This is a genomic window from Paenibacillus pabuli NBRC 13638, assembly GCF_001514495.1.
Taxonomy (GTDB): domain Bacteria; phylum Bacillota; class Bacilli; order Paenibacillales; family Paenibacillaceae; genus Paenibacillus; species Paenibacillus pabuli.
In genome coordinates this window covers 625,226-639,860 of the sequence record NZ_BCNM01000001.1, presented here as the reverse complement: position 1 = coordinate 639,860, position 14,635 = coordinate 625,226, and the positions used below count along the sequence as shown (strand labels likewise).

General features: G+C 44.7%; 12 protein-coding genes and 1 pseudogene. 6 read left to right on the top strand and 7 right to left on the bottom strand.

The genetic code is table 11. The features are described 5' to 3' along the window. Positions 1-271: 271 nt before the first annotated feature. Entirely contained in the window at positions 272-1,213 is a 942-nt protein-coding gene (locus tag PPA03S_RS02320; RefSeq protein WP_245683490.1) for a DMT family transporter, read from the top strand. 154 nt (positions 1,214-1,367) lie between these two features. Here the strand turns inward: PPA03S_RS02320 and PPA03S_RS02315 are convergent, their stop codons facing one another. The 3 genes from PPA03S_RS02315 to PPA03S_RS02305 form a co-directional block, all read right to left on the bottom strand. Continuing rightward, complete coding sequence (locus PPA03S_RS02315; protein WP_062319387.1) at positions 1,368-2,501, bottom strand: serine hydrolase domain-containing protein; 1,134 nt, start codon at positions 2,499-2,501, stop codon at positions 1,368-1,370. Positions 2,502-2,643: 142 nt separating this feature from the next. Continuing rightward, a complete protein-coding gene (locus tag PPA03S_RS02310; RefSeq protein ID WP_062319385.1) occupies positions 2,644-4,152 on the bottom strand; it encodes a response regulator in 1,509 nt (502 codons plus the stop codon). An 18-nt stretch (positions 4,153-4,170) separates the two neighbouring features. Next, positions 4,171-5,931 carry a cache domain-containing sensor histidine kinase gene (locus PPA03S_RS02305; protein WP_062319383.1) on the bottom strand — a complete coding sequence of 587 codons (1,761 nt, stop codon included), beginning with the start codon at positions 5,929-5,931 and terminating at the stop codon, positions 4,171-4,173. 209 nt (positions 5,932-6,140) lie between these two features. On the opposite strand from PPA03S_RS02305, the gene PPA03S_RS02300 reads away from it, so the two are divergent. From PPA03S_RS02300 to PPA03S_RS02290, 3 genes are all read left to right on the top strand, one after another. Beyond that, a complete protein-coding gene (locus PPA03S_RS02300; protein ID WP_062319381.1) occupies positions 6,141-7,454 on the top strand; it encodes an ABC transporter substrate-binding protein in 1,314 nt (437 codons plus the stop codon). 68 nt (positions 7,455-7,522) lie between these two features. After that, on the top strand, positions 7,523-8,395 hold the full coding sequence (locus PPA03S_RS02295; protein ID WP_062319379.1) for a carbohydrate ABC transporter permease: 873 nt from the start codon (positions 7,523-7,525) through the stop codon (positions 8,393-8,395). A 1-nt stretch (position 8,396) separates the two neighbouring features. Next, positions 8,397-9,227 carry a carbohydrate ABC transporter permease gene (locus PPA03S_RS02290; protein WP_062319377.1) on the top strand — a complete coding sequence of 277 codons (831 nt, stop codon included), beginning with the start codon at positions 8,397-8,399 and terminating at the stop codon, positions 9,225-9,227. Positions 9,228-9,366: 139 nt separating this feature from the next. Here the strand turns inward: PPA03S_RS02290 and PPA03S_RS02285 are convergent, their stop codons facing one another. Continuing rightward, positions 9,367-10,122, bottom strand: a complete 756-nt coding sequence (locus PPA03S_RS02285) for a YheC/YheD family protein (protein WP_082703987.1) — start codon at positions 10,120-10,122, stop codon at positions 9,367-9,369. Between the two features lie 204 nt (positions 10,123-10,326). On the opposite strand from PPA03S_RS02285, the gene PPA03S_RS02280 reads away from it, so the two are divergent. After that, positions 10,327-11,142 (top strand): DUF6492 family protein, encoded by an 816-nt coding sequence (locus PPA03S_RS02280; RefSeq protein ID WP_062319373.1) that lies wholly within the window; start codon positions 10,327-10,329, stop codon positions 11,140-11,142. A gap of 11 nt (positions 11,143-11,153) precedes the next feature. Beyond that, entirely contained in the window at positions 11,154-12,533 is a 1,380-nt protein-coding gene (locus PPA03S_RS02275; RefSeq protein WP_062319371.1) for a sugar phosphate nucleotidyltransferase, read from the top strand. A 311-nt stretch (positions 12,534-12,844) separates the two neighbouring features. Here the strand turns inward: PPA03S_RS02275 and PPA03S_RS02270 are convergent. The 3 genes and pseudogenes from PPA03S_RS02270 to PPA03S_RS02260 all read right to left on the bottom strand — a co-directional run. Beyond that, positions 12,845-13,039: pseudogene (locus PPA03S_RS02270) on the bottom strand (IS110 family transposase); the annotation flags it as partial. Positions 13,040-13,658: 619 nt separating this feature from the next. Continuing rightward, complete coding sequence (locus tag PPA03S_RS02265) at positions 13,659-14,276, bottom strand: TetR/AcrR family transcriptional regulator (protein ID WP_062319367.1); 618 nt, start codon at positions 14,274-14,276, stop codon at positions 13,659-13,661. Between the two features lie 152 nt (positions 14,277-14,428). Further along, positions 14,429-14,620, bottom strand: coding sequence for a hypothetical protein (locus PPA03S_RS02260; RefSeq protein ID WP_062319365.1), 192 nt, complete (start codon positions 14,618-14,620; stop codon positions 14,429-14,431). Positions 14,621-14,635: the final 15 nt, after the last annotated feature.

Sequence of the window (14,635 nt, the reverse complement as noted above, 5' to 3'; positions counted from 1 at the left end):
TTGACAAGAGTTTTCCCGACATGATATCATAAAGATATAAGATGAGATTTTACCGACTCAAAATACAGATTTAGGAGCGATCTGATTATATCATCGCGCCTATTTATATGCAAGAAAAAGAACCTGATATTATGATCCAGGTTCTTTTTTATTGCCCTTATTAAGGGCTTCATCATTTTTTATTACAAGCAGTGGCAGTTTGTGATATGTTCATTGAGGATGTGCTATAAGCACATGTACATATGCATATAAGGCGAGGAGAAGTATGAACGTGAACGAGATACAAGCAATGAAACAACCGAACCCATTCAGCAATCCATTAGTAGTAACACTCATTGCAAGTTTATGCTGCTTGTTGTGGGGAAGCGCCTTTCCATCTATTAAGCTTGGGTATATTGCCTTTGGCATCATGCCAGAAGATATTGCGTCAAAGTTTGTATTTGCGGGATATCGCTTTATATTGGCAGGCTTACTTCTCTTGATCCTATTTCATATCGTTAGAAAGAGGAAGCTCGGATTGTCCAGGCGTCAATGGGCGGGTCTAACCATGCTTGGAGTATTGCAAACTGGATTGCAGTATATGTTTTTTTACGTGGGTGTATCCAATACAACCGGTGTCAAAGGCTCCATTATGAATGCAACAGCAACCTTTTTCAGTGTAGTTCTGGCCCATTTTCTTTATAAGAATGATAAGCTCAGCAAAAATAAAGTAGTTGGCTGTTTGCTTGGATTCATCGGCGTTATTATTGTTAATTTCCATACGGATCTATTGGCATTCTCGTTTTCATTCACCGGGGAAGGCTTCGTTATTATGGCGTCTCTTATTTTTTCCATTACAGCCATCTACGCCAAACATTTAACAACCTCCATCGATGTCTTGATCATAACGGGTTTTAGTCTGTTTGTCGGCGGCCTGGTGCTTACCCTCCTCGGATTTTTGCTCGGTGGCAGTGTTACGCATTTTACGTTGGAGTCTACGGGTAACTTAATTTATTTGGTTTTACTCTCGGCAACCGCATTTTGCTTGTGGAATCTACTGCTTAAATATAACAAAGTGGGGAAAGTGTCTGTATTTAACTTCCTTATCCCTGTGTTTGGCGCGTTACTATCCGCGTTGTTTCTGGGAGAAACAATAATGGAATTGAAAAATCTAGTCGCATTGCTGTTCGTGTCGATCGGTATCTATTTGGTTAATCGAATAAGCACAACATAACTCCAATACTCTCGTATCTAATTCAAGAAGAAAAGAAAAAATAAAAACAGGGTTCGCGTTACTCGCGTCCCTGTTTTTTCATTGTAATAATGCCTATCACCAATGTCATCCGTAACGAAATCAAATGCATCGCCAACCGCCAGACCGGCCCCCCTCACAAGCAGGAGTACACAATATTGCGCAAGCGTCGATGAATGTAAGGTTCTTGATTGTTCAATAAGTGCTGGGCATACATAACGGTGAGCTCGGAGTCCGGGTCAATGATGGCCATGCATCCGGCAGCCCCGCTCCAGCCAAATTCTCCGAGAGAGCTCAGCGAGCCGCTGCCCGACTTGCTGATATGAGTACGGACACCCAGCCCATAGCCGTATCCATTCATATGATCCCATGAGTAATCACTGCGGGTCATGTCGTTCAGATGGTCCGTACGCATTAAATCCACTGAAGCCTGTGACAGAATGCGCACACCTTCCGGGCTGGTACCGCGCCCAGTCAGGGCGTTCAGGAACAATGCATAATCGCTAACGGTGGACAATAGCCCAGCGCCTCCACTTTCCAATTCCGTACCTACACGGAATCCGTTCCCGTCCATACGTACAGCTTTTTCAAGCTCATCATTGTACACGTACTGCGGTATTAGGCGAGCCTGCTGCTCATCATTCAGATCAAATGCTGTATCATTCATGCCAAGCGGTGCGGTGATTTCTTCCCGTAGATATGTTCCAAAGCGTCTGCCGCTTACAACCTCCACCAAGGCTCCGAGAACATCATGACACATGCTGTAGTTCCAATGTGTACCTGGTTCAAACAGAAGAGGTTCCTTGGAGAGCGCTTTCGCAAAATCCCGTGTCGGTAATGTACCGTTCGTGCTCTTCACCGCTTCCTGAATAGACGGTGATCCAACGTCATAGGAAAAACCGGCAGTCATCGTAAACAAGTCGCGTACGGTGATCACCCTTGTTGCTTTTTCCAGCCTGACTTCTCCGTTCGACAGTGTTTTCTTCACCGTCATCTCGGCGTACTCAGGCAGATAGTCGGATATCGGATCGCTTAGCAAGAGTTGCCCCCTCTCCACAAGTTGAAGCGCTGCCACACAGGTCATGATCTTGGTCATGGAATAGAGGTTGAAGATTGCTCCATCGCCAATGGGCGTTTTCTCCTCCAGGTTGGCGAGACCGCTGCGGTAATGGAAAACGGTATCATTTTGATGCAATACCAGCACCTCAGCCCACGGAATTCTCCAGGATGTGATGCGGTCCATAAATGAAGCAAGTGGTTTAAAGTCCATGTTTCCCCGTCCTTTTATGTAGAATCGTTAGGTATAGCACAGTGTGGATCTGTGTTTGTCCACATGACCCACATAGTATTAATATACGGCCATTCCCTTGTATTGACCACTACCTAATAGAATGCAACCAATAAAATCGGTGCTATGGATGCAGCCTTTCTCTATATTCTGTGGGACTGACTCCCGTATATTCCTTAAACACCTTGGAGAAATAATGCTGATCACTGAACGAAAGCAAATCCGATAACTCCTTAAACTTCATATCCGGCTTGCACTCCATGAGTCTGCATGCTTCCTTAATCTTAAGCTTTGTATAATATTGGACAAACGTGACTTGCGTTACGTTTTTAATGACTCTGCTGACGTATGAGGGACTGACGTGAAACTTCACAGCAATGTCATTGATGGATATTGAAGTATACTTGTTCCGTTGGATGTACTCATCTATCTGCTCAAATAGAACTTCTTTGCTCTTCCGACCTTGAGATTGAAGCATTTCAAAACTTTGTACGATCCATTCGGTTAATTCACGGCAAAAATCACGATATGTCTCTTCAGCCCATAGCTTTTTAGCCCTGAGCTCCAGACCAAGCCTAATTCCTGACCCCTGTTCTTCAACCAAATGTGCGAAAGTATCCACCACCAATCCGATAAATCGTTCCACTTCCTTTACATACACGTTTTCCTTCATCCATTGATTCATCAACTCGGAGAGCTTGAGAACAAACTGTTCCTTCTGATGAGCATGTATCATGTGGACAAAAGCCGGCTCACTTATGGAATCCAGGCTCCCTGATTCACTTCTTGTCATGGAGACGGAATTTCCGGTATCCAGTACCAATCCATTGTTCAATCGTTGATGCGTTGATAAAATGAACGATATTTGGTGATACAGTTCAGACAGATTAACCGTTTCCGACCATGCCACTTGTCCACCGATACTAGAGTCCATACCTTGTACATGCAGATGTCGCCGTAACGATTCGAGACATTCATGTACAGAAGAATACAGATCGAGAACGCTCCTGTTCACAAAAACGATGAATTGCTGCGGTGTTTGGCTCAGAAACACTTTACAGGGGCGTGGAGCAAAAAAATCCTCCAATGAAGCCTGTAACGTCTTTTGCCCCCATCTTTCCCGTTCTGGGGTAAAAGGCTGTCTCCGCAGAATGATCATCATTTGGGTCAAAAAAGCAGAATATTCACTCGGCTTGAGTTCAGCATAATCATGGGGATCAACAATCTCCTGCAATTCATGAAAGTTCCTTGACCTTTGGTTATCAAGCTGTTTAATAACTCTGCCCATGACTTCTTCCATAGCTTCTAGCTCAACAGGTTTCAGCAAATAGTCGAAAACCTGCAAATTCAGTGCTTTTCGCGTATATTCAAAATCGCTATACCCGCTAATTAGAATGACCTTTAATTCCGGCTGGGAAAGCTTCGCTTGCTCAATGAGGGATAAACCATCCATCTTGGGCATTCGTATGTCTGTCAACAGAAGATCAATGGACTGCTTCTGAAGCGCTGTCAGCGCCTCTTCCCCATTCGTGGCTGTAACAGCCACGTGAATGGGAAGGTTCAGTTTGTCCAAGAGCATTTTGATATTGCGTAATATGGGTTTGCTATCCTCAACGATCATGATATTGTACATGTTATATTCCTCCTGTGCTCAGTAAAAATCCTTCGTCATCGAGCCGATGATTTGAATGGTTGCCCCTTTTTCCTCATCCGAATGATTGTTGTATATATTAAAAAATAGCCGATTGCTATACATCAGTTTAAGCCGATTAACGCTATTGACGATCCCCATGTTGCCAAGAGCTGTTTGGCGATCAGGAGGCTGATTCATTCCGGAACCGGAATTCTGGATATTGGACAAAATCTCTTTTATTTTGTCTGATGGGAAGCCCTCTCCGTTATCTTTGATCTCCAAAGCCCATAATCCGTTATACTGCTTTACAGTAATTTGGATACGCCAGGGAGGTGTGGTGTTGAAAAATGCATGTTCAATACAGTTTTCAACGAAAGGCTGGATGACCAACCGCGGCAGCCGAATTTCACTCGTCAGAGCATCTGCATGAATGCTCCATTCCAAATCATCCTCATACTTTTGCTGTACCAATGACAAATAATGTCTCGTATGCTCTAGCTCATCCGTCATGGTCACATGTGCGTAAGGGGAAGACACAATATAACGCAAGCTGTCTGACAGATGTTTGCACATATCAGAAACGACCCGGGTTCTCCCCTCTTGGGCAGCAATGCTGATCAAATAAAGGACGTTATGAAGGAAATGAGGGGCAATTTGGGCTTGCAGTGCGGAATTCCGCGCGGTGACTTCTTCATGCAATGCCTTCTTCTCACGGTCAATGGATTCCTGTAATCGTTCCATCAAATCCTGAAAAGCTTCATTCAGCAGCAGCAGGTCATTATTTTTGGGCCGATCATCGACTTTCAGCTGCATATTGCTGTAGTTGATGCGCCAAATCTGGCTGCGAAGCTTGCGAATGGGAAGCAACAGGTTCCGTGTGGAGAAGAAGATGTATACGAAAGAAATGAGCATCAAGGCAGTGATCAGCAAAATGGACATGCTTTGCACGGAATGGATCGAGCCCAGAACCGAGTTTTTCGGTGTGACGATAAACGTGACCCAGCCCGTTTGGTGAGATGTGGAATGGGTGACGTAATTATTTCGTTCGTCGACGATCAGTCCTTCATCGGATAAAGGCTCTGTCCATTCCAATATGTACTTTTTCGCTTCAGAGCCAGTCATTTGTTCACCCTGCTTGTTCAGGATATAAACATCCCCTGCGGTAATTCCTTCCGTAAGGTTTTGAATATAACCCTGATCCATCTGAATACTAAGATATCCATATAACTTGCCATTCTGATCGTTGATCGTGCGGACGAAGGAGATGGTATCTGTCTGTCGGAGGAGAATAAAACCGTTACCTGTCCACTCTCGTCCACTTTTGCTGTTTTCCATCATGGTGCTTAGAATTGTTGGCGGATGCTCAGAACCCAGATACGATGTGAGCAGCACGCCTTGTTTATCATACATGGACATGTCCTTGATGTTCATGCTAGGACCGATCGCCTGGAACATGATATCTTTTAGCTTCCGGATTTGGTTCAGTCTTTCATATTTGCTCGGAGCCGAGGAGCTTTTGTCCATCGTTGCGAAGATATCCTTATTGGACAATATGCGCTGGGACATCTGGTTTTGCTGCTCTACGTATAGGTCAACCTGTTCTCGCACTTTTGTGGCAGTGACTCGTGTATCCTCCTCCGTTTTTTGTTTGAGCGGGCGGATCACGACAAGGTTTACATAAACGATAAAACAGCCCAGTACGAACAAAAGCAATGCCAGAAATGTCAAAAATACTTTGGTCTGCAGGCTGAACTGTGTAGCTCTATGTATGAATTTCATTATTCTTTGATAAGCCTCCTGTTCTGTTATGCTACGAAACTTTGCTTCATCACGTCTTACTGTATCATGCGTCCGAATGAAATGATAGCGATTTCAAGTTCAGTATTTTACACATAAATGTTCAAGCACAGACATGTACCAGGGAAGATTAAGATTTTATAATTGGACTTGTAAACGGATTCATTACATGGTTTAGAGGGGGATTTACATTGAAAACGCATAAAAGAAAAAAAGCAGCATCTATTGTTCTGGCAAGCTTGTTGTCCATTTCGTTGACCGCTTGCGGGTCAGGAGGCACTGATTCTGGAACGTCTGCAAGCAATGACAACAAGAACGCCAAGGTCACGCTGGAGTTAGCCATTTCCAAGAGTTCTCAGGATTCTGCTTTTATTCAACAGGATGTTCTCGATGAATTTGAGAAAAAGACCAATATTTCTGTCAATCTGCAGCTCATTCCGGCGGAGCAAACAACGACCGTGCTGCAAACCAAGCTGGCTGTGGATGAAACGCCGGACATCATTCAATATAATTTGGCCAGCGCGGTTACGGATCTGAATCTGGAACGCAATTTTGAGATTCTGGATCAAGAGCCCTGGGCCAGCAGAATTGTAAACAAAGATGTGCTGTCCTCTGGCGGGCACCTCTACAGCTTCCATGTCAGTCAGGATACGGGTATGCAAGGAGTTGTCTATAACAAGCAGATCTTTGAGGAGCTCGGCTTGTCCATTCCAACAAACTACGAGCAATTTTTGGCGATATGCGAAAAGATTAAAGCGAGCGGAATTACTCCTGTCTTTATGCCTTATAAAGATGCCTGGGCCGCGAACATTTGGCCTGCTGCTGCCTTTGCTGACTTCATTGCCAAAAATGATCCTACCTTTTTTGATGATCTGAATAGCAACAAGAAAAAATGGTCCGATATTCCGGAATTCAAAACATTCCTGGAGCAGCAGTACGAAGTTTATACCAAGGGGTATACCAATACAGACGTGCTTAGCGACAGCTATGATATGGCGGTAGGCAAATTCCTGAACAAGGAAGTGGCAATGATGTTTATGGGAGACTGGCTAATCGAAGGGGTTGCAGAACAGGACCCAAGCATGGAGCTCGGCGTATTCCCGATTCCGTCCTCAGAGAATGCAAGCCTGGGGGCAAGCCCGCTCGGTGGGCAGCTGTTCATTCCGAAAAAATCCAAACATCTGGAAGAAGCCAAAAAGTTTCTGGACTTTATCGGCTCCAAGGAAGTCGCGCAGAAGATCGTAGATTCAAAGGGTTATGTATCCAATCTTAGCGACGTTACGACTCCGGAACTACCTGCCTACAAGCAAGATATCGTAGACCATTACATCACACCGAAGAAAACCGTGCTGACGACAGACGCATACATGTTGGTTGATCGCAGTGAGTTATACCGGCTGCTGCAGGATCAATTTGCTGGCGGGCTGACTCCGGAGGAAGTCCTCAAATCATGGGATGAGAAGTTCAGTCAACTGATGCAGGATAAAGGCATTTCCGGTTTCTAAGCAGTGAAATACAGGGCAGCATGTCATTCTTGAATGGTATGCTGTCTAGCCATAACGGAGCGTGAGACATGAAAAGGGCAAAAAATTTGTATTCGTATTACATGGTATTTCCGGCACTGATGATCTACTCCATCTTTTTTGTAGTCCCGGCTATCGCAGCTTTTTACTACTCTTTTACAGACTGGCGGCTGGATCGAATAGATCTGAAGTTTATTGGATGGGCCAATTTCGAGAAAATTTTCTCGGACAAAACACTTATTCTTGCACTTAAAAACACGGCCATTTTTGCGATTGTCACGGTTATTGGCAAAAACCTCATTGGTCTGCTGCTTGCCGTGGCTCTAAATATGAGATTAAAAACCAAAAACCTGCTGCGTGCCATCTTCTACTCCCCTTCGATTCTGAGTATTCTCGTTATTAGCATTTTGTTCACACCGATGCTTCGCACGGAAGGGACGATTAACAGCTTATTGGAAGCTGTGGGATTACATTCGTTAAGCCAGGCGTGGTTAACCAATCCGTCCATCGTCATCTGGACCATTGCCATTGTATCCATTTGGCAGAGCGCCGGGTTCCAAATGGCTATCTATCTGGCCGGTTTGCAATCCATTTCCCAAGAGTATTATGAAGCCGCCAAAATTGACGGTGCAAGTTCATGGAAAAGCTTTTTCAAAATAACATTGCCGCTGCTGCTGCCAGCCATCAACATTAACCTGATGCTGACACTGATTGGTGGTCTCAAAGTATTCTCGGAAGTGTATGTCATGACCGGTGGAGGACCAGGTAACGCGTCACAGGTCGTCGGCACGATTATTCTGCGTTCCTTTGGAGAAGGCAACTGGGGACTGGGTACGGCGGTTAATACACTTCTCTTCGTGGTCGTCACGATCATTGCCATTCCGCTGTTAATTTTTATGCGGCGTAAGGAGGTTACTGAATAACATGGGATATACACGCAAAATCACCATCCGCAACTATGTTGTTGAAGGCTTCCTGATCCTGGCCTCCCTGCTCGTTCTGTTGCCACTGGTCGTCCTAATTCTGGGTTCGTTCAAAACAAGCGCAGAAGTGCTTAGCTTCTCCTTAAGCTTGCCGGAGACATGGCAGTTTTCAAATTATGTCCGGGTGTTTGAAGAAGGTGGTCTGTCCAGAGCATTTCTGAACAGCATCTGGATCACCGGTGTTTCATCCATCATCAACATCATTGCCTCTTCGGCAGCATCATTTATTCTGGCACGTCGGGAAACCCGAATTTCGGGCACGATTTACATGTATTTCTTCATGGGCTTGATTGCACCGATGTCAATCATTACAACAATCCGTGTCGTGCAAGGATTGGGTTTCTACGGCAGCATATCAAGTGTCATCCTGATTTATGCAGCGCTTAACACTGCGTTTAGTGTGTTTTTGTATAGCGGATTCATTAAAACGATTCCAAGAGCCCTTGATGAAGTGGCTTTTCTGGAAGGCGCAAGTGTTTTCGGCGTATTTTTCCGCATCGTTACGCCGCTTATCCTTCCCGTTAATGCAACGGTCGCCATCATGGTTTTCATGTCCGTATGGAATGACATCACGATTCCGGTTTACTTCCTGACTGACAGCTCCACTTGGACGATGCCGCTTTCGATATATAACTTTTACGGAAAATACAGCCGGGACTGGAATCTCATTTTTGCAAATCTGGTGCTTACTTCATTGCCTGTTTTTGTTCTGTACCTGTTTGGTCAGAAATACATTGTCAGCGGCCTTACGGCTGGTGCAGTGAAAGGCTGAATCCAAGTAGTAGCTCGAAGTACCTGGACCAAAAACCCATCATTTTTAGGTGGGTTTTTGGTCTGTTTGTGTAATAAAAAATCAGGAGCAAGACAAATCATCGGGTTTCCCAGCCGGTGTTCCTACAAAAGGTGGAACGTTATTTCGTTTTTTGGGCGGTGTGGCGGTAATATTGTATCACCTTGCGATACATTGTTTTGTCCTTTAATTGATTGAAAATATAGGGGTCCGGTTTGACGTTCACTTCAATAATCCAGGGCTTTAGACTTCGATCCAGCCCGATATCCACGCCGATTTGCTTCAGGTACGGATACTTTTTCTTCATGTGGCGGGCTATGCGTAGGCCAAGCTCATTCATCTCCTGAACCAGTTCATTCCTGCGCTTTGAAGATGCATGGGATTCCAGCAGTTCATGAACATCCATCGGCTTCCCACCGCTATGATAATTGGTCACGATTTTTTTCGGATGGCCAAGCCGGCCGATGACCCCCGTAGCTTCCCACTGATTCTTCGGGCTTAGCTGGATCATGACTCGGATATCAAAATGTCTTTTTTTATGCTTAAGCAGATGGATTCCTCTCTGAATCAGATAACTTCTTTTATGCACCAGACGTGCCAGACTTGTATAAAACGACTCAAAACTGTCGAACGTCAGGCGTTTTTGTTCAATCTGATAAGCAAAGCTCTGATCACTTGCCATCTCCGCCTTAACGACACCCATTCCATAAGTGCCGATTTCCGGTTTAATATAGACCATACCGTATTTATTGATCATGGATCTCAGATTGGTTTTGTTATATCTCTGCGTGTCAGGGATATACGGTTTGATGGAATCGTTTTTGAGGATCACCTTTGTTTTTAACCATTTGCTTCTTAACGGTTGTAATCTATCCATCTCCATAGCACACCTCTTTCTTCAGCAAAGAATCAACTCCTGCTGTTTCTTCAAGATCATGCAACATATGCAATATGGACTAAAACTCTCCTAAACAAAGGCCCTGTTCGTAAAAAAATGTTATTTTGGCGTATGCCCTGACCAAACCATCTTCGCACACATACCCTGAAAAAGACGTAATCATTTGTGCAAGGAGTTGAGGAAATGGGAGTTCAGCGCGGATTACAGATCAATAGTGCGCCTATGATCGATGTTCTTATACCTGCAATTGAAAAAGATATGGGCACTCTTCCTCTCGTCATCGATAACATTCGTCGTTATGTTCAGCATCCGATTGGCCGAATTTATATCGTTTCGCCTGCCAGCAACAAAATCAGAAAACTCTGTTCCAACAAAAATTGTATTTTTGTTAATGAACGGACAGTCCTGCCCATCACCAAAAACGATATCCATTATCATTCTTCCCGCTGGGATCGATCAGGTTGGTTGTATCAGCAGCTGCTTAAAATGAACGGAGATCATATCGTAAAAGCAAAGCACTTCCTGGTAATGGATGCGGATACCGTCCTGATTAAGCCGCACTCATTTATTGTTGAAAACAAAACCGTATTTTACTGCCGCGATTGGAGCCAGCCGGAATATTTTAACACCTATCGTAAGCTGTTGGGCAAGAAAGCACCCCGTCCCCGCTCTTTTGTGACCCATTACATGCTGTTCGAAAAGTCAAAGCTCTCTGCCTTGAAAAAGAAAATCGAAGCCATCCATCAGCTGCCGTGGTACAAAGCGGTTATTTCCAATATCAATAAGAAGAAGCAGTTTGGCTTCTCCGAGTACGAAACCTATGCCAACTTTATGTACACGAAGAGCCCGGGGAGCATGATCCTCAAAAGTGCTATCAATAAAAGTCTGAATATAAACGCTTCTTCGTTAAAAGAGCACGAAATCCGCAAATTGGCGCTTAAATACCGTTCTCTGTCCTTTCACAAACGTAAAATCTACAGTAAAGCTCCCAAAGCTTAAGGAGGAAGCCCATGCATATCGTACTGCTGTGCGGCGGCTCAGGCAAAAGACTCTGGCCGCTATCCAATGAGCTTCGCTCCAAGTTGTTTGTTGATATACTTCCATCCCCCGCAGGTGGAAGGGAATCTATGATGGGCAGAGTATGTCGACAGCTGGAGAGCCTGCACATGCTTGATTCAACAATCATTATTTCACACCAGGATCAGGTCAACATAACGACCCGGCATACCCAAGGCAAGATACCCGTTATTGGGGAACCCTTTAAGCGAGGAACGTTTACTGCAGCTGCTTTGGCGACATTGTATCTGCAATCCTTCGGAATAGCTGGAGCGGATGATGTGATCTGTATCGTGCCGGCGGATGTGTTTGCAAGCGAAGATTTTTTCAGCAGCTTCAGTTTGCTTCCTGACATATTGAAGCAGTCCGATGCCGATATCGCGTTGATTGGGACAAGGCCTACACATGCTTCGGAACAGTATGGATATATTCTGCCTGACAAGAAAGAACGGGAGGCTTATTCGACAGTAAACCAATTTATAGAGAAGCCGGAGGCGGTTATTGCTGAAGCCCTGTTGCAGCGCGGCGCACTATGGAACTCCGGGGTATATGCCTTCTCACTCGCGTTTATGTTATCCCATATTGAAAAATCCGGGCTTCCTGTTCATTATGAACAATTATTAAACTTGTATGAACAGCTGCCTGAATGCAGTTTTGACAAGCAAGTTGCTGAACAAACGCAACGGTCTGTTGTACTTCCGTATAACGGAGTATGGCAGGATATCGGGAGCTGGGATGCGCTGTGCGCCCAGTTGGATTCCAATGTATTCGGAAAAGGCGGAATATCCGGACAATCGTCGGGTTCCCATATCGTTAACGTGCTGCCCTACCCGATCCAGATTATCGGAATCCCGGGTATTATCGCGGCCGCCAGTCCAGACGGCATTCTCATTGCGAACAAAAAAAACTCAGATGAAATTAAAGAGCAATTGGGCAGTTTGCCACTGCAATCGATGTACGGTGAAGCAACCTGGGGCAGCTATCGTGTTATGGAGAGAACCGTCGAAGACGAAAATACAACCATAACCACATTGAATATTATACTTCTACCCGGCAAACATATCGGATTGCGCCAGCATCGTTCAGGATGCAAAACATGGACTATCCTTTCGGGCAGCGGTCAGGTGTTCATTAATGGTGGGATCATGCAGGTGACTGCAGGTAATCAGTTCGCTATTACCTTGAAGGGTCTATACTCCATTCTGGCTGAAACCAGGATGGTCATTCTTGAGGCCCGGATCGGTGGACCGGATGATGAGGATGAGGCACTTTTTGATGAAGAGGACTGGAAAGTCATCATAGAACGGGCAGGATCACATAAATCCATGGATTAATGCAGTACCCAAACAGCATTGTTTGTTTTATTTTGGCATGTTCAAGAATTCAGGTCCATAAAATACATCATAAACTCATGCTGTCGTGTAACATGCTCAACATGCCTATCTTCCCGGTGTCTGTACCGGGAAGGTTATATATTTATTGTGCCCATGAGCCGCATAAGCAGATCGATTTTTGATTCACGCGTTTAACCCATCTCTACTGGTTAAGCCATATGGGGTAGTACCAGCGTAGCTGACACCACCCGCAAAGTAATCATTGGAAAAAATCTTCAAAAGCCCGTTCCATTTGATCACTTTTTTCAGACCTTCATCCACGAAACGAGTTTCGTCAGGCCAGAATGGTCATTACCGAAAACACAGTCTTTGCCAAGCTCGATTCCGCGGAAATCGTGAGCTCTGGCAACATGTGTTTTCTTCGCAATGTCCGCACCGATGACAAGAGTCGAATCGGTAATTTGTTGAATCCGTTGATTCTGATTTTTCGATTGTTTATATTTCATAGTGGAGTACCTCCTGTATGGGTAATTGTTCTTTGGTGGAACGTTTCCCAGTTTACAGAAGGTGCTTTTTTTATTCAAACCCCAAATTCATTCATTACAGGAATGGCTCCTTTTATGGTGGTACAGGGTAACGAACCCTGTGTACGACGTGCTTATGGGCACATTTCGAGATCCAAAAGACGTGGAAAAAAGTGCAACTGTGCGTGATCTGGAGCAACGGGGAAAAGTGAATAGCGGCATGTGAAAGGGTCTATCGCAGTGGACAGAGGGAGGATAACAAACATTCACTTTATACGGTTGGGAAGGCGTGGTATCGACAGCCTGTTTACTGACTGATCCATCACTGTTAAAAATATGGTAGCTGAATTTCTTTTTCGCACCACCTACGTATTGAATGGTTTCACTTTGTGAGCTCGTGTTTACCATGATAAATGTCTCATCTTTGGCCAGCGTTTTCTTCAATAAAGCTGGTTCTGATGCAGAGTAATCTTCCGTTGCTAGGGATTGACCTTGACGTAACAACTGACTCTAGATCATGACCAACGCCTTCGCCTTCGTCATTGTAAGCTGCGTAGTTCTGCATTTCTGCATGTTGTGTGGCTTTGGGCCAGCCCCTCAATTAATGTCTATGAGCTTTTAAACCTTCGATAAATATGCGTTGTAAACCATCAAGAACTCGTTGGCTCGTAAAGCCTTCATCTTGGAGATGGTAATCGATATTGTGAAGCACGGCCAGCAGGGCTTCAATGGTATATGGAATGTCCACCCCGGATACGTCTCCCCGTTCAACGGCCTCATTTAGCAGATTTCTGCTTATATTGCGCATCCATTGGCATAACGGAGATTGTAGCGGACGATGCCCGGTTGAGGCCCGACTGACCGCACAGAGCCAAGGAACTTTCGCCTCTAAAAAAGAAACATATCTTACGATTACGTGGTAGAGCCGGTCCAAGGGAGCGGTTTCTGGGGGTTGATCAAGAAATGCTTGAACTTCATCAAACAAGGGTTGGTATTCTTCACTTGCGATCTCCTGACAGATGTCGCCCTTATCTGAGTAGCGGCGGTATAAGCTTGCTTGTCCGACTCCAGCAGTCTTCGCAATCTGATGCATATTGACATTGTCAACACCGTTTTTGATGAAAAGTTCTCTAGCTGATGCTAAAATTCGTCTTCGGTTTAACTCCTCTCTGGGAATTTTCAGAGAGGCAGGTTGCGATTCTGAATTCACTATAAACATCTCCCTTCATCTTAAATTAACTGTTATTTAATACGAAAAACGGACGATATGTCCGTCTCTCGTGTATTGGACATGTTGTCCGTTAAATCATATTATAATATATTTCGTGAAAAATTAAAAATACATTCATTTGGGGGACCGATGTACTTTTTTTATTTGTTGGTATAGTACCTTTTGTGAATGGGAGGCAAAAGCGGTTCAATGCCCGTTAGGTCCAGTTCCTTCAAACTTGCAATCGTAGGAATAAACTGCTCGTACGTTTTTTTGCTATCGCTCGCCGTATCTGTTCCGGTTACGGTCGATGCTTTCCTGTTAACTTCAGAGTCGAGTTGCTTCTGTTCCATAGGATACCCTCCATC